At 60.5% G+C, this 19,126-nt stretch carries 19 protein-coding genes; 8 read left to right on the top strand and 11 right to left on the bottom strand.

The annotated features are described in order from the left end of the window. The first annotated feature begins 71 nt into the window (after positions 1–71). On the top strand, positions 72–602 hold the full coding sequence (locus PSH94_RS02725) for a bacterioferritin (protein ID WP_181080433.1): 531 nt from the start codon (positions 72–74) through the stop codon (positions 600–602). A 66-nt stretch (positions 603–668) separates the two neighbouring features. On the opposite strand, the gene PSH94_RS02720 is transcribed toward PSH94_RS02725, so the two are convergent. The 3 genes from PSH94_RS02720 to PSH94_RS02710 form a co-directional block, all read right to left on the bottom strand. Further along, positions 669–1,025, bottom strand: coding sequence for a hypothetical protein (locus tag PSH94_RS02720; protein WP_285429207.1), 357 nt, complete (start codon positions 1,023–1,025; stop codon positions 669–671). Between the two features lie 366 nt (positions 1,026–1,391). Then, the gene (locus tag PSH94_RS02715; protein WP_305436369.1) at positions 1,392–2,003 is read right to left on the bottom strand and encodes a hypothetical protein; all 612 of its coding nucleotides are present in this window, start codon (positions 2,001–2,003) and stop codon (positions 1,392–1,394) included. A gap of 397 nt (positions 2,004–2,400) precedes the next feature. Next, positions 2,401–4,470 carry an AsmA family protein gene (locus PSH94_RS02710; protein WP_305436368.1) on the bottom strand — a complete coding sequence of 690 codons (2,070 nt, stop codon included), beginning with the start codon at positions 4,468–4,470 and terminating at the stop codon, positions 2,401–2,403. Between the two features lie 370 nt (positions 4,471–4,840). On the opposite strand from PSH94_RS02710, the gene PSH94_RS02705 reads away from it, so the two are divergent. Both PSH94_RS02705 and PSH94_RS02700 read left to right on the top strand, forming a co-directional pair. Continuing rightward, entirely contained in the window at positions 4,841–5,245 is a 405-nt protein-coding gene (locus tag PSH94_RS02705) for a hypothetical protein (protein WP_181080435.1), read from the top strand. A gap of 161 nt (positions 5,246–5,406) precedes the next feature. Continuing rightward, positions 5,407–6,039 (top strand): TetR family transcriptional regulator, encoded by a 633-nt coding sequence (locus PSH94_RS02700; protein WP_253510205.1) that lies wholly within the window; start codon positions 5,407–5,409, stop codon positions 6,037–6,039. 5 nt (positions 6,040–6,044) lie between these two features. On the opposite strand, the gene PSH94_RS02695 is transcribed toward PSH94_RS02700, so the two are convergent. After that, entirely contained in the window at positions 6,045–6,551 is a 507-nt protein-coding gene (locus tag PSH94_RS02695; RefSeq protein ID WP_305436367.1) for a C40 family peptidase, read from the bottom strand. A 277-nt stretch (positions 6,552–6,828) separates the two neighbouring features. On the opposite strand from PSH94_RS02695, the gene ureE reads away from it, so the two are divergent. From ureE to PSH94_RS02670, 5 genes are all read left to right on the top strand, one after another. Next, positions 6,829–7,329: an urease accessory protein UreE gene (gene ureE, locus PSH94_RS02690; protein ID WP_253510201.1), complete on the top strand. Its 501-nt coding sequence runs from the start codon at positions 6,829–6,831 to the stop codon at positions 7,327–7,329. Beyond that, positions 7,326–8,000 (top strand): urease accessory protein UreF, encoded by a 675-nt coding sequence (locus PSH94_RS02685; RefSeq protein ID WP_253510199.1) that lies wholly within the window; start codon positions 7,326–7,328, stop codon positions 7,998–8,000. The genes ureE and PSH94_RS02685 overlap by 4 nt, the downstream gene beginning before the upstream one ends. A 36-nt stretch (positions 8,001–8,036) precedes the next feature. After that, a complete protein-coding gene (gene ureG / locus PSH94_RS02680) occupies positions 8,037–8,651 on the top strand; it encodes an urease accessory protein UreG (protein ID WP_003188109.1) in 615 nt (204 codons plus the stop codon). 22 nt (positions 8,652–8,673) lie between these two features. Next, a complete protein-coding gene (locus tag PSH94_RS02675; protein ID WP_305436365.1) occupies positions 8,674–9,246 on the top strand; it encodes a HupE/UreJ family protein in 573 nt (190 codons plus the stop codon). A gap of 167 nt (positions 9,247–9,413) precedes the next feature. Next, a complete protein-coding gene (locus PSH94_RS02670; protein ID WP_253510195.1) occupies positions 9,414–10,532 on the top strand; it encodes an AGE family epimerase/isomerase in 1,119 nt (372 codons plus the stop codon). On the opposite strand, the gene PSH94_RS02665 is transcribed toward PSH94_RS02670, so the two are convergent. The 7 genes from PSH94_RS02665 to PSH94_RS02635 form a co-directional block, all read right to left on the bottom strand. Further along, positions 10,504–11,409 carry a cation diffusion facilitator family transporter gene (locus PSH94_RS02665; protein ID WP_181080441.1) on the bottom strand — a complete coding sequence of 302 codons (906 nt, stop codon included), beginning with the start codon at positions 11,407–11,409 and terminating at the stop codon, positions 10,504–10,506. The two genes, PSH94_RS02670 and PSH94_RS02665, sit on opposite strands and share 29 nt — an antisense overlap. Before the next feature lie 203 nt (positions 11,410–11,612). Beyond that, positions 11,613–12,377 carry an SDR family oxidoreductase gene (locus PSH94_RS02660; RefSeq protein ID WP_285428912.1) on the bottom strand — a complete coding sequence of 255 codons (765 nt, stop codon included), beginning with the start codon at positions 12,375–12,377 and terminating at the stop codon, positions 11,613–11,615. Positions 12,378–14,077: 1,700 nt separating this feature from the next. Then, entirely contained in the window at positions 14,078–14,794 is a 717-nt protein-coding gene (locus PSH94_RS02655; RefSeq protein ID WP_181080442.1) for an ABC transporter ATP-binding protein, read from the bottom strand. Beyond that, positions 14,791–15,666, bottom strand: coding sequence for an ABC transporter ATP-binding protein (locus tag PSH94_RS02650; RefSeq protein ID WP_253510189.1), 876 nt, complete (start codon positions 15,664–15,666; stop codon positions 14,791–14,793). Before PSH94_RS02650 ends, PSH94_RS02655 begins: the two co-directional genes overlap by 4 nt. Then, positions 15,663–16,940, bottom strand: a complete 1,278-nt coding sequence (livM, locus tag PSH94_RS02645) for a high-affinity branched-chain amino acid ABC transporter permease LivM (RefSeq protein WP_181080444.1) — start codon at positions 16,938–16,940, stop codon at positions 15,663–15,665. Before livM ends, PSH94_RS02650 begins: the two co-directional genes overlap by 4 nt. Positions 16,941–16,943: 3 nt before the next feature. Beyond that, on the bottom strand, positions 16,944–17,858 hold the full coding sequence (locus PSH94_RS02640; RefSeq protein WP_003236186.1) for a branched-chain amino acid ABC transporter permease: 915 nt from the start codon (positions 17,856–17,858) through the stop codon (positions 16,944–16,946). 123 nt (positions 17,859–17,981) lie between these two features. Continuing rightward, positions 17,982–19,118: a branched-chain amino acid ABC transporter substrate-binding protein gene (locus PSH94_RS02635; protein WP_181080445.1), complete on the bottom strand. Its 1,137-nt coding sequence runs from the start codon at positions 19,116–19,118 to the stop codon at positions 17,982–17,984. Between the last annotated feature and the right edge of the window lie 8 nt (positions 19,119–19,126).

Below are 19,126 nucleotides of genomic sequence, written 5' to 3'. Positions count from 1 at the left end.
CGGTACTCACAACTTGGAGCGATCACACCGACAGAGCGTGACGTAACCCGGATTAGCCCCAGGAGATTGAGATGACTGAAGCAAACTTGACCGACGTTGCGACCCTGCGCAGCCGCGCCCGCCAGAACGTCGAAAACGGTGCCGTAACCCAGGGCTATGATGCCGACCGCGAAGAAATCATTCGCCTGCTCAACGCCTCACTGGCCACTGAACTGGTGTGCGTGCTGCGCTACAAGCGCCACTACTTCATGGCCAGCGGCGTCAAAGCCGCCGTCGCCGCGCAGGAATTCCTCGAGCACGCCACCCAAGAAGCCGAGCACGCCGACAAACTTGCCGAGCGCATCGTGCAATTGGGCGGCGAGCCGGAGTTCAACCCCGACCTGCTGTCGAAGAACTCCCATGCTCAATATGTAGCCGGCAACACGCTTAAAGAAATGGTCTACGAAGACCTGGTGGCCGAGCGGATCGCGGTGGACAGCTACCGCGAGATCATCCAGTACATCGGCGACAAAGACCCGACCACCCGCCGCATCTTCGAAGAAATCCTGGCCCAGGAAGAAGAACACGCGGACGATATGGCGGACATTCTCGAAAGCCTGTAATTCGAAGCATAAAAAAGAGGGGGAGCCGGTTAACCGGCTCCCCCTCTTTTTTACTTGCTATGACCATTACTCAGTCAGAAACCATGACAAGGCCATTCCGGCGAAGGAAGACATAGTGAGCAGGAAGGGCAGGACCATCCATAGTTTGAGCCTTTTCGGCATACGCCTTACGTCCTCGGTAAGCACCAAGTGGCGCCATTGAAAAACCTTTGGGATGAGGATAACGATCGCGATAACGAAGAGACGTTTCAGTTTCCCTCCAAACAGACCGAACCCAAATCTGTATTTGACCGTCACTATAAATGTGCTGAGTTTTAAATAGTCCTCGGCTTCTTCAAGTTTTGTATAGATGGCATAAATACATATGGGGTAACTCAACATCATAATAATGGCCGATATCATCCCAAGGGGCTCAAGCGTCATTCGCTACCCCCTGAAGTCTCATAAAGACTCGTACCAACCTGTTCTCCATACTTGTTTCCTAGCGAGCCTCCGGCTGCACCTACAATAATCCCGCCAACAACTGCACAGCCTAGCGCTCCTGCTCCGGCGGTAGGGGTGCCAAAGACTACTCTGCACAGGCGACCATTCCGACAGCAGCACCAACCTCTGCGCCGAACGCTGCCCCACCAACCCCGAACGCCAGTTTTCCTCCTTCTACAAACTTCGCCCGCGTACATTCCTGTTCGCGTCCGGTGGAACATGCCTCCGTTATTTCCAACGCGGTCACTCCGACATCCAGCGCGATCCCAATATACGTTCCCTTTTTCAACATCTCTGAAGCCTTGGCTACGCGCTTGACCGTCTCCTCATACCCACGAATTTCTCCGTGACGCCAATAGCTCTTACTGGAAATACCCAGCATTTTTTAATAGAGCCCTCATTTTTCAACCCCGTACCAAAACGCGCCATACCAGAGAGCTGAAGATCCAGCCTCGCAAATAGCGTCCTGCGATTAGCCAGAAACTCACTCCTCGCCCCCATAGTCCCGTTCTTCAAGTACTGCTTATGCAACTCGTCGACGTCCTTAAGGGTCTTTTCGATTTGCGCCAAGTGCTTGCTCCATGCACCGGTGCCGCTTCCGATGGTGAGCGAGGCGTGGGACATGATTGCCTGTAGCTGATCGTAGTTTTTGATCAAAAACTGATCAGCAGCAGAATGCGCCAGCAACGCCTGTTTTATGTTCTGCGCTGAGCGCATCAGTTGCGCTTCTTCAGCAGTGCAAGACGCCGTGCGCGCATCAGGAATAATCACCAACTGCCCTGGCAGTACCACGACACTGCGGATGTGGTGGTTGACGGTGTCGAACTTTGTTTGCGCATGGGGGTTAAGAGAAAGGCTGAGCTTGAGCAGTGGATAAGGCTGCGGTCGCTCATTGATAAATGCGTAGGCTCCCTGCAAGGATTACACCTCCAAGTGACTGTGGTGGCCAACTATAGGAAGGCAACCCAGGAGACGTAAGGGGAATCAGGGGCGGTTTTAGCGCTTCAGAAATGAGCTACACAAGTCCAGGATCATACTTACGGCGCCGTGATAAAAGAGGCGGCCCAAGGGTCAAATGCCAGTCAGTTAAGGAGGAACACTGTAACTGTGGTGAGCGGGCTTGCCCCGCGTTGGGCTGCGCAGCAGCCCCAATAGGAGCGTCGCAGTATGCCAGGCTGCTCCGGGACTATGTTTTGGGGCTGCTTCGCAGCCCAACGCGGGGCAAGCCCGCTCGCCACAGGTTACTGGTTGCCCGTTCCGTCTCTTAACTGACTGGCATTGACCCAAGGGTCGCTCTTTCTGACATTTTCGACGATCACCCCTTCACCGTCTTCGGCGCTTTACCTTCCTTCATCTGCTGCAGCAACGGCGCACACTCGTTCGGCTCACCGCCACTGGGCGCCACCAGCGCCAGCAGGCCGGCCGCCGGGCCGGCGATCACGCCCAGTGCAACCATGCCCGCGCCGCGCAGAGCCAGAGGAATGGCTTTGACACCCGCATTCGGCTTGATGAACGGCCCATTGACGTACAGCGGCGAGCGCAGGGAGAACATCCGAAAACCCTTGGATTCGGGGGTGATGGTCAGGTCCAACTGTTCACTCGCCATATTGGCCGTACCGTCGACATAGATGATCGCGTTCTCGGTATCGAACACAAACAGCCGCGTAGTGGCCAGGCCACTCTTGACGCCGAAGTTCGCGGCGGCGCAGTTGATCTTCACTTCTTTGTCGCCGAACAGGCGACCCACCACGTAGTTGCCCACGTTGAGGCCGGCGATCTCCATCAGGCCACGGCTGATGGCGCCGTCGTTGATCAACATCTTCAGGTCACCGTTGGAGGTGCCCAGCAGCGCGGCGACGGAGTTGCCGCGCCCGGAAATATCCGCATCGCCGTTGAGTTCGCCGAAGCTGGTTTTCATCGGTTCAAAGCTTGGGAACAGCTGCTTGAGTTTGAAATTGCGCGCGGTCAGCCGGGCACGCCCTTCCATCGGCGTGGTGCGACCGTTCAAGCGAATCTGCGCGTCGAGCTTGCCGCCGGCCACCCCGAAGCGCAGCGGTTCCAGGCTCAGTTCGCCGTCGTTGAGCACCAGGTGGGTGTAGAGGTCGGTAAAGGGCAGGTCGGCGCTGTGCACGATACGCTTACCGGTGAATTCCACATCGGCGTCCATGTCGCGCCAACGCTCGGTGCGAAACTCCTGCACCGGCAGCACCTTGGTGGCGGGCTGCTTGCTCTCGCCGCCACGAGCTTTCTGCTTGGCGTTGGAATCGGCGCCAATCAGGGGCGCGAGGTCGGTCATCAGCAACTGGTTGGACACCAGCGTCCCGCTGAGCTTGGGGCGTGGCTGGCTGGCGACATAGGCCAGGTCGCCATGGATATCACTGTCGCCGATCTTGCCATTGAAGTTTTCGTAGCGGAACGACGCGCCGCTGGCCTCATGCAGCTTGGCGATCAAATGACCGTCGGTGGCGTACGCCGGCGAATCCGGCAAGGTAACGCCGGTCAGCGGATACAGCTTGCTCAGGCTGGCGCCGGCGAGCTTCAGGCGCAGGTCGAGAGCCCCCAGGTTCAGTGGATCGGTCAGCGTGCCGGCCAGGGCAATGCGGGTGTCGGCGATCTTGACCTGCGCTTGCAACGGGAACGGCTTGGCCGCGTCCCGCAAGGCCAACAGGCCGCCGATCTTGCCGTCGCCGTCGAGTTTCTGGCCGTGGTATTGGCCTTTGACCTTGAGGGCGAATACATAGTCCTGGGGCGCGGAGCCTTTCTCCAGCGCCTTTTTGGCATCGGCATCGCCGACGATTTCGCCGAAGGGAATGGGCTTGCCCAGCAGGTCGATGATCACATCGAGCTGGGTTTTGAGGGTTTGATCGTCAAGCGTCACGTGGCCCTTGTCGAAACCGATGGCACCGATGTCCACCTCCCAATTGGAAGGCTCGGCGTCGGGATCTTTAGGGTCGAACGTGAACGTCCAGTTCGCGCGGCCGTCGGCCAGGCGCTGCAACTCGGCGCTCGGTTCGGTGAGGTCGATACGCGGGATAACCACACGCTGCGCCAGCAAAGCCAGGGGCGATATGCGCAATTCCACTTTTTTGAGCGTGACCATCTGCAGTTGCTTCGACCAGTCCGGGTTGCCCAGGGTCAGGTCTTCGGCAATCACGTGGGGCCAGGGCACCCAGGCTCGCCAGCCGCCTTCATCGGACTCGCGCTGCCACTTCACGGCGAGGTTGCCATTGATCGCAAACGCGCGATGCAGCTCTTCGGAGACTTTGGCGTTGAGGGGCGGCTTGATGCGGTTCCAGTCAAAGAACACCAGGATCAGGACCACTGCAGCGATTAATACAACGAAGCTGGCGCAGCTCCAAACCACAATTTTACGAGTGCGCGTCATTGCACAGGACTCCTGAATACGACCGGCTGAAGGGCAGCCTTTAGGACAGCTTACAAGACTACGACTGGCAAACCGTCTGCGGGTTTAACCCAAACCCGTTTCAGCGGTAAAAAAAGCCGCCCAATCGGCATTTTCCTGACCGACTCGACAGATTTCACAGCTTGTCGCGCACCAATGTTACCCGCATGCGTGTCGAAAATACCCACTGCGGTGCAAAACCGCGTGCTTGAGAGCCGCGTTCTAGAGCCCTCGGCGAGAACAATCAATTCTGTTGATTATTACCATTGTGTTTATGAACTTTTATATCGACTTATCGAGAGTAGCATTAGCCCTGTACCCACTTTATCGCCCTCCCAAGGAGCAACTGATCATGAAACGCCAACTACTCGCTACCGTCCTGTTATCTGTCCTGGCTTCGAGCGCTTTTGCTCTGCCAGCCGCCGAACAAGCGACCCCACAAAACAAAGCCCAAGCCGTGCAGTCCAGCCAGACCCTGGCACGCAGCGGTTCGCAGGAAGAAGAGAACCGCGACTACGCCAAAGGCGCCGTGGCTGAAAACGGCTTCAACCGTCTGCAAGAGAAAGGTCTGGTTGAAGGTGGCGCTGATCGCTTGATGGAGCGTAATGCAGTGGCTGAAGGTGGTTCCGACCGTGCCAACAAACGTGGCTACGCCGACGGCGTTGCTGAAGGTGGTGCCGACCGTCTGATGGAACGCAACGCAGTGGCCGAGGGCGGTGCCGACCGCCTGGAAGCAATGCATCAAGCTCAGAGCTGAGCCTGTGATGGCCCGAAAAAAAGCCCGATCCACCGATCGGGCTTTTGACTTTCTGCAAGACCTGTCACGTCCTTAACCGCCCCACCCGCGTCAAGTTCGACGCCGCTCGAGCGGTTTTGCTAGAGTGCGTCGCTGTACTTGTCCACAAAGCTCGCCCGCCCATGCTGCCCCGTGCCGAACAAAAGCAACAGACCCGCCTCGCCCTGATGGACGCAGCCCGCCATCTGATGGAGTGCGGCCGTGGGTTCGGCAGCTTGAGCCTGCGCGAAGTGGCCAAGACGGCCGGCATTGTCCCCACCGGTTTCTATCGGCACTTTGCCGATATGGATCAATTGGGCCTGGTGCTGGTGAGCGAAGTCGGCCAGACCTTCCGCGCCACCATTCGCTTGGTGCGCCACAACGAATTCGTCATGGGCGGCATCATCGACGCGTCCGTGCGGATCTTTCTCGATGTGGTATCGGCCAATCGCTCGCAATTCCTGTTCCTGGCCCGCGAGCAATATGGTGGCTGCCTGGCCGTGCGCCAAGCCATCGCCGCCTTGCGCGAAGACATCACCCGCGACCTGGCCGCCGACCTGACACTGATGCCCAAGCTGCAGCATCTGGATGCCGATGGGCTGCACGTGATGGCCGACCTGATCGTCAAGAGCGTGTTCGCCACCCTGCCCGATATCATCGATCCACCGCCCCACGCCCTGCCTGCCCACCTCACACCCCAGGCGAAAATCACCCAGCAGTTACGCTTTATCTTTATCGGCCTCAAACATTGGCAAGGCCTGGGCAGCACCGAATAAGCCGATCAACCGGCGTTGTGGAAACGCTTGGCGGTGGTGTAATGCTTGTTCCAGTAGCGGTTACTCAACGAGTCGATACTGACGTTCTTGCCAGTACGCGGCGAGTGAATGAATTTGCCCTCGCCGATATAAAGCCCTACATGGCTTACCCGCCCACGCCCATTCCCCTTGAAAAACACCGCATCGCCGGGCTTGAGCGCGTTGCGCTGGATGGTCGCGGCCGTCGAGCGGTGCATTGCCGCGGTGGTGCGGGGAATCTGGATATTGGCCTGGGTCTTGAACAGGTAGACCAGCAGGCTGCTGCAGTCGAACCCCTGGTCAATCGATGTGCCCCCCCATTTATAGGGGGTGCCGAGCAATTGGTGGGCGCGGTCGACCACATTCTCGATGGAGGCCGACGGCACGTTGTGAAGTGAAGAACCAAAGGTTGAACGCGGTTGGTAATTGGCTGACGCCGTTGAAACGACAAACGCCAGGCCGATAACAACGGCAGTTAAAAATGACTTGATCATGATAAACGTCGCAGGGGATTAAACACGCCGCAAAGCCTAATTACTGTGCGCGCACCTCGATGAGCGTGAATTCCTGAGTCCTTGTAGGAAAATTCCCAAACCGCTCTCAAGGAGTGCAATACATTTCCCGGTGCACACTTTTGGGGCGATTCGGTTTTGCCCGACCGCCCTATTACGTGGCACACGCACGCCTACCTACAGGTAATTCCTACGCTTACTCAGGGTTGGCAAGGCCCTTGCTCTAGCTGGTTTATCGCCCCTCGCTGGAAGCTTTCTGATGCTGGTGATCCACCGCCGAATCGCCCCCCAAGCCCTCTGGGCCGCCGAGTTGCAGCTCAACTTCGAAGCGCGCAGCAAAAGCCGTCTGCGCTGTTTCAGTGCCGATGGCGAAGACGTCGGCCTGTTTCTGGAGCGCGGCCAGCCGCCGCTGCACGACGGCGAATGCCTGCAGGCCGAAGACGGACGTGTCGTACGCGTCACTGCGCGCCCTGAACAGTTGCTGCACGTCACCTGCCGCAGCGCTTATGAACTGACGCGCGCCGCCTATCACCTGGGCAACCGCCATGTGGCGCTGCAGGTCGGGGATGGCTGGCTGCGCCTGCTTGACGACTACGTGCTCAAGGCCATGCTCGAACAACTGGGTGCCCACATCGACACCCTCGAGGCGCCGTTCCATCCGGAACACGGCGCTTACGGCGGCGGTCATCATCACTCGCGCCATGGCGATGAAGATTTCAACTACCCACCCAAGCTGCATCAGTTCGGCGTGCGTCCATGAACCCAGCCTGGGCGCTGTTGCGTCTGGCCAGTCCGCAATTGCCGATTGGCGGCTACAGCTATTCCCAGGGCCTGGAGATGGCCGTGGAGAATGGCCGGGTCCACGATGCGACGAGCGCCAGACGCTGGATCGGCGATCAGTTGCTGCTCAACCTGGCACGCTTCGAGGCACCGCTGCTGCTTGCGCATTGCCGGGCCGCGGCTGCCCGGGATTGGCCACGGTTGTCGCAATTATGCGAAGAACACCGCGCCAGCCGTGAGACCCGAGAGCTGTATCAAGAAAGCCGGCAGATGGGCTATTCCCTGCAACAACTGCTCAACGGTTTGCCCGAGCTGGACGACGCCGCGCGCCGCTTTCTCGAGCACTTCAGCGAACCGCACCTGGCCCTCGGCTGGGCGCTGGCCGCGCGCGCCTGGGGCATCAGCGCCGACGACGCCCTCGCCGCGTGGCTGTGGAGCTGGCTGGAAAACCAACTGGCCGTGCTGATGAAAACCCTGCCTCTGGGCCAGCAAGCGGCCCAGCGCCTGACCAGCGAACTGTTGCCGCTGCTGCAGAGCGCCCAGCAGGAGGCCAGCCGCCTCGATCCCGACCATTACGGCAGCGCCGCGTTTGGCCTGTCCCTGGCGTGCATGGCCCATGAGCGCCAGTACAGCCGGCTGTTTCGTTCATAGGTTCTTTTTTTGGCGCCCTTTACTTCGGAGAAACACATGAACACACAACCCTTGCGCGTCGGCATCGGCGGCCCGGTGGGCTCCGGCAAGACCGCCCTGACCCTGGCCCTGTGCCTGGCGCTGCGCGATCGCTACAACCTGGCGGTGGTCACCAACGATATCTATACCCGCGAAGACGCCGACTTCCTGGTACGCAACCAGGCCCTGGCACCCGAGCGCATCATCGGCGTGGAAACCGGCGGCTGCCCGCACACCGCGATCCGGGAAGACGCCTCGATCAACCTGGAAGCGGTGGATCAACTCAACCGCCGCTTCCCCGGCCTGGACCTGATCCTGGTGGAATCCGGCGGCGACAACCTCTCGGCGACGTTCAGCCCGGAGCTGTCGGACCTGACCATCTACGTGATCGATGTGTCCGCCGGCGACAAACTGCCGCGCAAGGGTGGCCCGGGTATCTGCAAATCCGACCTGCTGGTGATTAACAAGATCGACCTGGCGCCTCTGGTCGGTGCTTCGCTGGAGCTGATGAACAGCGACACCCAGCGCATGCGCAACGGTAAACCCTTTGTGTTCAGCAACCAGAAAACCGGCGTTGGCCTGGATGACATCGTGGCCTTTATCGAACGCCAGGGTCTGCTGACCGCCGCCTGATCTCTCTTCAAGGAAGCTAGTTATGAGCCTCAACAAACTCTTTGCCACCGCAGCCCTGCTCCTCGCTCCGGCGTTGGCCTTTGCCCACCCCGGCCACGGCGACAACGGCCTGGTGGCCGGCATCAGTCACCCTTTGGGCGGTCTCGATCATTTGCTGGCCATGCTGGCGGTGGGCTTGTGGGCCGCCCAGCAAAAAGGCGCCGCGCGCTGGGCGCTGCCGTGCACGTTTGTCGGCACGATGCTGATCGGCGGCCTGCTGGGTTTCGAGGGCCTGGCGCTGCCGGCGCTGGAAAACGGGATTGCCGCCTCGGTTCTGGCGCTGGGCCTGGCCGTGGCGCTGGCGGTACGACCGCCGCTGTTCGTGGCGATTGGCGCCACGGCGATGTTTGCGCTGTTCCACGGTGTGGCCCATGGCCTGGAACTGCCGGATATGTCCAGCCCTTGGGCGTACGCTGCTGGTTTTGTCGGTGCGACGGCGGCACTGCACGCGGCCGGTTATGCACTGGTGCGCTTCCTGCCGACGGCGGCTGCGCCAATGGTGCGAGTAGCCGGGGCGGCTTCGGCGGCGACTGGAGTCTGGTTGCTGGCGGGCTGATTTGCAGCACGGCTGAAGGCCTCATCGGGGCAGGCCCCCTCCCACATTTGGCTGCATCGCTATCAAAAGGTGGGAGGGGCTTGCCCCCGATAGCTCTGCCACAGACACCACAGAACCCAAGCCTGCTACCATGCGCGCCTACACCCCTGCCGTGACGACGCCAGCCAATGCCCAGCGCTTCCCAACCCTCTTTGAACACCGTGCTCACCCACTTCCATGACCTGATCGTGCCACTGTGGCAAGGCCCGGGCTGGAATGCCGAGCTGGCGTTGCCCTACGAGGCGCTGGACGCCGACCACCACCCCTTGCCGCCGCAGCGTTACCGCGCCATGGCTTGCGCACGACAGTTGTATCTATTCGCCAGCCTGATCGGCCAGGCCGATGCCGAATATGCCGAAGCGCGGGCGGCGGCGTTGTTCCGTTCCCTGCAGCGGCACTTTCACGACGCCGAGCACGGCGGCTGGTTCTACAGCATCGACCCCGCCGGCCAGCCGCTGGACACGCGCAAAGACCTCTATACCCACGCCTTCATCATCTTCGCCTGCGCCCATTACTGGGCCAAGGTGCGCGAACCGTTGGTGGAATCGGTGCTCAATGCCGCTCTGGAAGTGGTTGCACAACGTTTCGCCAGCGATGACGGCCTGTACGACGCCGTCCTGCAACGCGACTGGTCATCGCTCGATTCCGGCCCGCTGCAGAACCCGTTGATGCATCTGGCCGAAGGCTTTCTCGCCACCCTCGCGGTGCGCGAAGACGCCGCCGTGCAAGCCGCCCTGCTCAACCTGGCAACGGCCATGCAGCAACGTTTCATCGACCGCCGGCACGGCGTGATGATGGAAAAGCCGCTGGGCGCTGTGGATAACTGGTTTGAGCCGGGCCACCAGTTCGAATGGTTCTTTTTGCTGGAGTCATCGGACGTGCTGCGGGGCACGCCGCTGCATGCCTCACTGACGCGGGCGTTTGCCTATGCCGAACTCACGGGTGTGGATAAGTTAACCGGCGCGGTCAGCGGCATGCTCGCCCTGGACGGCAGCGTGCGCGACGGCACCCAGCGTATCTGGGCCCAGGCCGAATACCTGCGCGCGCTGACCTTGCGCCCCAACAGCCAGGCCGTGTTGCAACGCCAATTGCTGGCGCTGCAGCAGCACTTCCTGCACGACAAAGGCTGGCACGAATGCCTGGATGCCAACGGCGCCGTGAGCCGACGGGACATGCCGTCGACCACGCCGTATCACTTGGCCACCTGTTACCAGGGCCTTACGCAATCCACTTACGATCTGCGGTAAAGCTGATCGTTAACCAGCGCGCCGCATCCGGCGTGCCCAGCCCTGTGGATATCTCCTCACGCAATGCGTCGAGAGTCGCAACGTTGTTCACCGGGTAATCCACCGGCAATACCACATGGATTTCGATAAACCGCGCGCGCCCGTGCTTTTGCACATACGACACGTAGTCCTCGAAACCATGGCGGGCTTTCAACGCGTCCATCACCTCGCGCACTGTGTCGTCCAGATGATCCGGCGCAATCCCCAACACGTCGCGCAACGCCGGACGCAGGATCTTGAACGCCGGCGCCAGCATGCTCAATGCCAGCAGGATCAGGATCAGCGGGTCGACATACACCGCCCACTCGGCATAGCCCTGGGACTTGAGCAACAGTGCGGCCAGGAAGCTGATCAGCAGCCCCACCGACAGCATCGCGTCCACCAGCCAACTGATGTTATCGAACTGGATCAACGAAGATTTCAGTGCGCGGTTGCGATAACGCACATAGAAGAAATAGCCGAACTCGACGACGGTAAACACCGCCGCGTAGATAATCACCAGGCCCAATTCGACCTCGCGCCCGCCATTGATAATGCCGAACACGCCGTTGAGGAATGCATAGATGGCGATCAGCAGCAGGAAACTGCCTTCGATCAGCAGCACCATCGGCTCCAGGTGCCAGTAGCCAAATTGGAAACGCTCGTTGCTTTTCTTGGCGATCAGCTTGGCGGTGATCAGCATCAACACCTTGATGGCGGTGGCGATCAGCGAGAAGAAGCCGTCGAACAGAATGGATTGGGCGCCGGATACCACGCCCGTGACAATCCCGGCGATCGCGACCGCGAACATCAGAATCGTCGATTGTTTGAGCAGTGACTGCTCACCTCGGTTACTCACATTGCCTCCCGTCAAAACCCTAAATCCGCACGATGCGGAGGGGCTTTCAGGCGGCGAGTATACCTTATGCCGTGTTTTGGCCGATTTGACGCCATCGGGGGCAAGCCTCCTGCCACAGTTGACCGGTACACATATCAGGTTTGTGAACACGGACGAGTGTGGCAGGGAGCTTGCCCCCGATGGCAGCGACTCGGTCTAAAGCCTTACTTCGCACCCCGCTCAATCGCAAACCCCGCCCAGCTCTGGCTCACCGGCATCAGCTCCAGGCGGTTGATGTTGACGTGCGCCGGGGTGTTGAGCACCCAGAAGATAGTGTCGGCGATGTCCTGCGGCTGGATCGGTTCGGCGCCGGCGTAGGTGGCGTCGTAACGCGCCTGGTCACCGCCGAAACGCACCAGGGAGAATTCGCTTTCACACAGGCCCGGCTCGATGTTGGTCACCCGCACGCCGGTGCCTTGCAGGTCGCAACGCAGGTTCAGGGAGAACTGTTTGACGAACGCCTTGGAGCCGCCGTACACATGGCTGCCGGGGTACGGGTAGCTTCCGGCGATGGAGCCCAGGTTGATGATGCCCGCGCCACGGCCATGGGCGATCAGGCGCGGCAGCAGCAGATGGGTGGTGGTCAGCAGGCCTTTGATATTGGTGTCGACCATCGTTTCCCAGTCGTCCAGGTTGCACTTGGGCGCGGGGTCGGTGCCCACCGCCAGGCCGGCATTGTTGATCAGCCCGCGCAGGGTGGCGAACGACGGCGGCAGGTTAGCGATGGCGTTTTCCATGCCCTTGCGGTCACGCACGTCCACTACCAGGCCGTGCACTTCGGTCTGCTTGGAAAGCTCTTCAACCAGGGCATTCAACCGCTCGGCACGGCGGCCGGTGAGCACCAGTTTCCAGCCGGCCTGGGCGAAACGACGAGCACAGGCTTCGCCGAAACCAGAGGTGGCGCCAGTAATAAACAGCGTGTCGGACATGGTGTTCTCCTTGCGAGCGACGGGAAAAAATCAGCCAGCAGGATGCCCGTCCCTCGTCGTCGCGGCAACCGCTACGCATCACAACCGCCGCACACCTGATCAAATTATGACCAGCTCGCTCATAGCCCCATAAACCGTGGTCTGCAGCCAGATGCACGCAGGTTATCCACAATTGCGCCCACAGTCTTTGGGGGCAAGTGGTAAACCTTCAAAGCCGCTGTATATAAGGCCTGCAGCCGGTTTTAGAAAGTATTTTGCTTGACCTTCACTGGCACCTATGTAGCTCAGGGCGACGCCGAAAATCTTGAACGATGGCTCCAGGCCAGACATTTCGGCCTCTGCGGAGGTCTTTCCAGAGTTTAGTCACAGACTTATCCACAGGCCTGGAGGACATAATTCAGTCATATACCTGTGTCTTTAAACAGGTTGACAAACCCCTCGATCCCTCACGAAAAAGACACTGATCAAAAAACGATCATGCAGCTGAAAGCCACGGTTTTAAAGGCTTTCAGCGAGCTACTCCCACGTTACCCACAGCCGGTTCCACAGTGGATGGGGACAAGTCAAAAGTGTGACAAAACAGCGATTTGCGGCGGCTATATGTCGCGCTTTGGAGCTGGGCTGGATTTGTTTTCCACAATTTGGGATAGGCCTTGTGGATCGACAAATCTTCGACATGGCGCTGGCGCGCACTGATCGTTCCCACGCTCTGCGTGGGAATGCCGCATGGGACGCTCCGCGTCCCGCCAAGCGCCGCAGGTTTTGGCTATTGCGCACAGGTGACGCGGAGCGTCACGGGCTGCATTCCCACGCGGGAGCGTGGGAACGATCTTGATGCCTGGTTGAATGGCGCGCGCTGGTCGTTCCCACGCTCTGCGTGGGAACGCCGCCTGGGACGCTCCGCGTCCCGCCAGGCGCCGCAGGTTTTGGCCACTGTGCACGGGTGACGCGGAGCGTCACGGCTGCATTCCCACGCGGGAGCGTGGGAACGATCTTGATGCCTGGTTGAATGGCGCGCGCTGATCGTCCCCACGCTCTGCGTGGGAATGCCGCTTGGGACGCTCCGCGTCCCGCCAAGCACCGCAGGTTTTGGCTATTGCGCACAGGTGACGCGGAGCGTCACGGGCTGCATTCCCACGCGAGCGTGGGAACGATCTTGATGCCTGGTTGAATGGCGCGCGCTGATCGTCCCCACGCTCTGCGTGGGAATGCCGCCTGGGACGCTCCGCGTCCCGCCAGGCCCCGCAGGTTCTGGCCACTGTGCACGGGTGACGCGGAGCGTCACGGCTGCATTCCCACGCGGGAGCGTGGGAACGATCTTGATGCCTGGTTGAATGGCGCGCGCTGATCGTCCCCACGCTCTGCGTGGGAATGCCGCTTGGGACGCTCCGCGTCCCGCCAAGCGCCGCAGGTTTTGGCTATTGCGCACAGGTGACGCGGAGCGTCACGGGCTGCATTCCCACGCGAGCGTGGGAACGATCTTGATGCCTGGTTGAATGGCGCGCGCTGATCGTCCCCACGCTCTGCGTGGGAATGCCGCCTGGGACGCTCCGCGTCCCGCCAGGCCCCGCAGGTTCTGGCCACTGTGCACGGGTGACGCGGAGCGTCACGGCTGCATTCCCACGCGGGAGCGTGGGAACGATGCCCCCGGTTTGTACCGGGGCTTGCCCCCTCCCCAGGGTACTGCGTCGTGATTCAGATCAGTGGCCGCCGAGGTAGGCGTTGCGCACTTCCTCATTGACCAGCAGTTCCTTGCCGGTGCCCGTCAGGCGAATCTCACCGTTGACCATCACATACGCGCGGTCCGACAAACGCAGTGCGTGGTTGGCGTTCTGTTCCACCAGAAAAATCGTCATCCCGGTAGCCGCCAACTCGCGCAGGGTGGAAAAGATCTGCTTCACCACAATCGGCGCCAGGCCCAGGCTCGGCTCATCCAACAGCAACAGCTTGGGCCGGCTCATCAGTGCGCGGGCGATGGCGAGCATTTGCTGTTCGCCGCCGGACATGGTCATGGCGCGCTGGTTACGCCGCTCCTTAAGGCGCGGGAACAGCTCGAACATGCGCTGCATATCTTCACCGGCGAACTTGTCACCGATCGGAATGGTGCCCATCAGCAGGTTTTCCTCGACGGTCATATCGGGGAATACCCGCCGCCCTTCCGGCGACTGCGCGATGCCGTTGGAGGCAATGTAGTGGGACGACTTGTGGGTAATGTCGACGCCGTTGTAGAGAATCTGCCCCGACTCGGCCCGTGGCTGGCCGAAGATCGACATCAGCAATGTGGACTTACCCGCACCGTTGGAGCCGATCAGGCTGACGGTTTCGCCTTCGTTAATGTGCAGCGAGACTTTTTTCAGGGCCTGGATGGGGCCGTAGAACACGTCCAGGTCCTTCATTTCGAGGATAGGTGCACTCATACCAGTTCCTCTTCGTCGGCGCCCAGGTAGGCGGCGATCACTTTGGGGTCGTTGCGGATCGCGTCCGGCCCGCCCTCGGCGATCACGTTGCCGTGGTCCAGCACCACGATATGATCGGAAATACTCATCACCATGCCCATGTCATGTTCAATCAACACCACCGTAAGGTCGTGTTCGTCGCGCAACAGGCGAATCATCGCGCTGAGGGCTTCGGTTTCCTGGGGGTTGAGGCCCGCCGCCGGCTCGTCCAGGCAGATGATCTGCGGCCGGGTGCACATGGCGCGGGCAATTTCCAGGCGCCGCTGCTGGCCGTAGGAAAGCTCACCGGCCAGCCGGTTGGCGCAGTCCACCAGGTCCACCACTTCCAGCCAGTAGAACGCATGGTCAAGGGCGTCACTCTCGGCCTTGCGGTAACCCTTGGTGTTGAGGATGCCCGCCAGCATGTTGCGGTTGACCCACATGTGCTGCGCCACCAGCAGGTTTTCCACCACGGACATTTCCTTGAACAGGCGGATATTCTGGAACGTACGCGCCAGCCCCGCGCGGTTCACCAAGTGGGTGCCGCCGAACATTTTGTAGTACACGCGGCTGAGGAAGCTTTTCGGCGACACGAAATCGGTGGCCTGGAAGCGCTCGCCCAGCAGCTGGATCACGTTGGTCTGCTTGCCACGCACATTGAGCTGGATCTTGCCGCCACTGGCTTTGTAGAAACCGGTAAGGCAGTTGAACACCGTGGTCTTGCCGGCGCCGTTGGGGCCGATCAGGGCGAAGATCGAGTTGCGTTCGACCTTGAGGCTCACATCGCTCAGGGCCTTGATGCCACCGAAGTGCATCATCAGGTGTTCCACGGAAAGCACGACTTCCTTATTCATGGCGCCACTCCCTTGCGTGGTGTCACACCGGTGCGGCTGATGCGGATCAAACCGCGCGGTCGCCAGATCATCATCACCACCATCAACACCCCGAACAGCAGCACGCGGTATTCCGAGAAGCTGCGCAGCAGTTCCGGTGCGACGGTCAATACGAACGCGGCAATCACCACGCCCACCGTCGAGCCCATGCCGCCCAACACCACGATGGCCAGGATCAATGCCGATTCGAAGAAGGTGAACGACGACGGGTTGACGAAACCTTGGTAACTGGCGAAGAACACACCGGCCAGGCCGGCCGTGGAAGCGCCGATGGTGAACGCCGAGAGCTTGACCAGTACATGGTTCAGGCCCATGGAGCGGCAGGCGATCTCATCCTCGCGCAGGGCTTCCCAGGCACGACCGACCGGCATGCGCGTGAGGCGATGCTTGATGTACAGCACGGCCAGCACCACCAGGAACAGCACGATGTAGATGAACATGAACTTGATATTGGCGTTGTACTCGATGCCGAAGAACTCGTGGAACGGAATCCCACCCTCCTTGGCCTTGCGCCCGAACTCAAGGCCCAGGAAGGTCGGCGAAGGCACCGGCATACCGTTCGGGCCGCCGGTGAACGACAACCAGTTGTTGAGGACCAGGCGAATGATTTCACCAAAGCCCAGAGTCACGATGGCCAGGTAGTCACCGTGCATTCGCAGCACCGGGAAGCCGAGTATGCAACCCGCCAGCGCCGCTGCGATGGCCGCCAGTGGCAGCACGCTCCAGAAGCCCAGGCCCAGGTATTGATAACCCAGCGCCAGGCCGTAGGCACCGATGGCGTAGAACGCCACGTAACCCAGGTCGAGCAGCCCGGCCAGGCCGACCACGATGTTCAGGCCCAGGCCCAGCAACACGTAGATCAGGCCGAGGATCACCACGGTCAGCAGGTATTTGTTGGCGAAGATGGGAAACACGATGGCGATCACAATCAGCGCCGGGATGATCCAGCGCAGCCGCGACTTGTAGTCAGGCGCCAGCACATGCACACCCGAGCCGCTGCTTTCAAAACCCTGCAGGATCTTCAAGCCCTTGGGGGTTTGCAGGAACAGGCTCATGGCGAAGCGGCCGACCATCACGATGGCGACCAACAGGCCCACACGCGCCGGTTCCAGGTTGAAGCTATAGCCGTCGAGGACCACGCCGACGATCGGGCCGAACACGATCAGCGAAATCAGCCCGGCAAGGACCGTATCGACGACACTTTTCTTGATATCGATGGGTTTGGCAGCAGACATGTTTTACACCTTAGCCACGAGCGGACGACCCAGCAGGCCCTGAGGACGGAAAATCAGGATCACCACCAGCAGGGAGAAACTGAATACGTCTTTGTAGTCAGAGTTGATCAACCCCGAGAACAGCGATTCGGAAATCCCGAGGATGATCCCGCCGAGCATCGCCCCAGGCAGGGAACCGATGCCGCCGAGGACCGCGGCGGTGAAGGCCTTGATGCCAATGATGAAACCGGCATAGAAATCGAACGTGCCGTAGTTGAGGGTGATCAATACGCCGGCCAGCGCGGCCATGGCGGCACCGATCACAAACACGTAGGAAATCACGCGGTCGGTGTTGATCCCCAGGATCGAGGCCATCTTGCGGTCTTGCTGGGTAGCGCGGCACATGCGGCCGAGCTTGGTGTACTTGATGATGTAGGTGAGCAACGCCATGCCGGCAAACGCCGCCACGAGGATGAAGACCTTGGTGTACGTCAGTTGGACGAACCCGCTGCCGATGTCGACGCGCCAGGCGCCGGCCAGCAGGGTGGGGATGCCTTGTTGTTTCGCGCCCTGGGCGATCTGCGCGTAGTTCTGCAGGATCAGGGAGATGCCGATGGCGCTGATCAGCGGGGCCAATCGGGTGGAGTTGCGCAGCGGTTTGTAGGCGACACGCTCGATGACCCAGCCGTACACGCCGGTGACGACTACGGTGAAGATCAAAGTGCCGAGAATGAGCAGCGGGAAGGATTCGATGCCGAAGTAAGCCAGCAGTGCCAGACTGATCGCCGCGAGGTAAGCGGAAATCATATAAACCTCGCCGTGGGCGAAGTTGATCATGCCAATGATGCCGTAGACCATTGTGTAGCCGATGGCGATCAGGCCATAGACCGACCCGAGGGTCAGCCCATTGACCAGTTGCTGCAGGAAAATACCATCCATAACGCAATCTCACGCGGTGAGCACCTGCACACCCTGAGGTGCGCGGCGCTTCTGGAGGAAAAGTCAGATCTCAAACACAACACTGTCCCACTGTGGGAGGGGGCTTGCCCCCTCCCACATGGATTACTTCTGCTTTTCCAGCTGGTGGTATTTGCCGTCTTTATCCCACTGGTAAACCACGTAGTCGGAGATTTTCAGGTCGCCCTTGGCGTCCCAGGTCTTCTCGCCCATCACGGTCTTGACCGGATTGGCTTTGAGCCATTTGGCGGCGTCTTCGCCTTTGTTGGATTTGGCGCCATTGAAGCCGGCGGCCAGGGCCTGGATCGAGGCATAGGCGTACAAGGTGTAGCCTTCGGGCTCGGTGCCGTTTTTGCGGAACTCTTCCACGACGGTCTTGCTGTCCGGCAGCAGGCGCGGGTCGGCGCCGAAGGTCATGTAGACGCCATCCACATACTGCGCACCACCGGCGGTAGCCACCAATTCGTCAGTCACGATGCCGTCATCGGACATGAACTTGACGTCCTTGAGGCCCGCTTCACGAATCTGGCGAACCAGGGGACCGGCTTCCGGGTGCAGGCCACCGAAGTACACAACGTCGGCGCCCAGGGAGCGGATCTTGGTGACCAGGGCGCTGAAGTCTTTCTCGCCACGGGTCAGGCCTTCTTCCAGCACCGGCTTGACGCCACGCTTGGTCAACTGCGCAGCGGTGGCGTCGGCCAGGCCCTTGCCGTAGGTGTCCTTGTCGTTGATCACCGCGATTTTCTTGCCCTTGAGCACATCGACGATGTAGTCGCCGGCGACGATGCCCTGCTGGTCGTCACGCCCGCACATGCGGAACATGGCGCCCAGGCCGCGCTCGGTGACCTGCGGGTTGGTAGAGCCTGGGGTGATCGCGATGATGCCCGCTTCGTCATACACCTCGGACGCCGGGATGGTGTTCGACGAGCAGAAGTGCCCGACCACGCCGATGACTTTGTCCTGGTCCGCCAGGCGGTTGGCGACGGCCACGGCCTGCTTGGGTTCGCAGGCGTCGTCACCGGCCACCAGCTTGATCTGTTCGCCGTTGATGCCGCCAGCCTTGTTGATCACATCGGCTGCCGCCTGGGCACCCTTCATGTATTGCTCACCGAAAGCGGCGTTGGCGCCGGTCATCGGCCCCGCTACGCCAATCTTCACATCAGCTTGAACAAACGCAGAAACACCCAGCGCCGCTGCCACGGCGAGAGCAAGAAAGCCTTTCTTGTAAAACGTCTGGGACATGAGTGGTG

The organism is Pseudomonas sp. FP2254 (assembly GCF_030687695.1).
In the GTDB taxonomy this organism is placed as follows: domain Bacteria; phylum Pseudomonadota; class Gammaproteobacteria; order Pseudomonadales; family Pseudomonadaceae; genus Aquipseudomonas; species Aquipseudomonas quebecensis.
Note: the sequence above shows the minus strand (reverse complement) of the source record. Positions and strands in the feature narration are given on the sequence as shown.

Bases quoted from the DNA above. Each gene is read 5' to 3' on its own strand.
- PSH94_RS02725 (WP_181080433.1), top strand. From the start codon at position 72: ATGACTGAAGCAAACTTGACCGACGTTGCGACCCTGCGCAGCCGCGCC.
- PSH94_RS02720 (WP_285429207.1), bottom strand. From the start codon at position 1,025: ATGACGCTTGAGCCCCTTGGGATGATATCGGCCATTATTATGATGTTG.
- PSH94_RS02710 (WP_305436368.1), bottom strand. From the start codon at position 4,470: ATGACGCGCACTCGTAAAATTGTGGTTTGGAGCTGCGCCAGCTTCGTT.
- PSH94_RS02705 (WP_181080435.1), top strand. From the start codon at position 4,841: ATGAAACGCCAACTACTCGCTACCGTCCTGTTATCTGTCCTGGCTTCG.
- PSH94_RS02700 (WP_253510205.1), top strand. From the start codon at position 5,407: ATGCTGCCCCGTGCCGAACAAAAGCAACAGACCCGCCTCGCCCTGATG.
- PSH94_RS02695 (WP_305436367.1), bottom strand. From the start codon at position 6,551: ATGATCAAGTCATTTTTAACTGCCGTTGTTATCGGCCTGGCGTTTGTC.
- ureE (WP_253510201.1), top strand. From the start codon at position 6,829: ATGCTGGTGATCCACCGCCGAATCGCCCCCCAAGCCCTCTGGGCCGCC.
- PSH94_RS02685 (WP_253510199.1), top strand. From the start codon at position 7,326: ATGAACCCAGCCTGGGCGCTGTTGCGTCTGGCCAGTCCGCAATTGCCG.
- ureG (WP_003188109.1), top strand. From the start codon at position 8,037: ATGAACACACAACCCTTGCGCGTCGGCATCGGCGGCCCGGTGGGCTCC.
- PSH94_RS02675 (WP_305436365.1), top strand. From the start codon at position 8,674: ATGAGCCTCAACAAACTCTTTGCCACCGCAGCCCTGCTCCTCGCTCCG.
- PSH94_RS02670 (WP_253510195.1), top strand. From the start codon at position 9,414: ATGCCCAGCGCTTCCCAACCCTCTTTGAACACCGTGCTCACCCACTTC.
- PSH94_RS02660 (WP_285428912.1), bottom strand. From the start codon at position 12,377: ATGTCCGACACGCTGTTTATTACTGGCGCCACCTCTGGTTTCGGCGAA.
- PSH94_RS02655 (WP_181080442.1), bottom strand. From the start codon at position 14,794: ATGAGTGCACCTATCCTCGAAATGAAGGACCTGGACGTGTTCTACGGC.
- PSH94_RS02650 (WP_253510189.1), bottom strand. From the start codon at position 15,666: ATGAATAAGGAAGTCGTGCTTTCCGTGGAACACCTGATGATGCACTTC.
- livM (WP_181080444.1), bottom strand. From the start codon at position 16,940: ATGTCTGCTGCCAAACCCATCGATATCAAGAAAAGTGTCGTCGATACG.
- PSH94_RS02640 (WP_003236186.1), bottom strand. From the start codon at position 17,858: ATGGATGGTATTTTCCTGCAGCAACTGGTCAATGGGCTGACCCTCGGG.
- PSH94_RS02635 (WP_181080445.1), bottom strand. From the start codon at position 19,118: ATGTCCCAGACGTTTTACAAGAAAGGCTTTCTTGCTCTCGCCGTGGCA.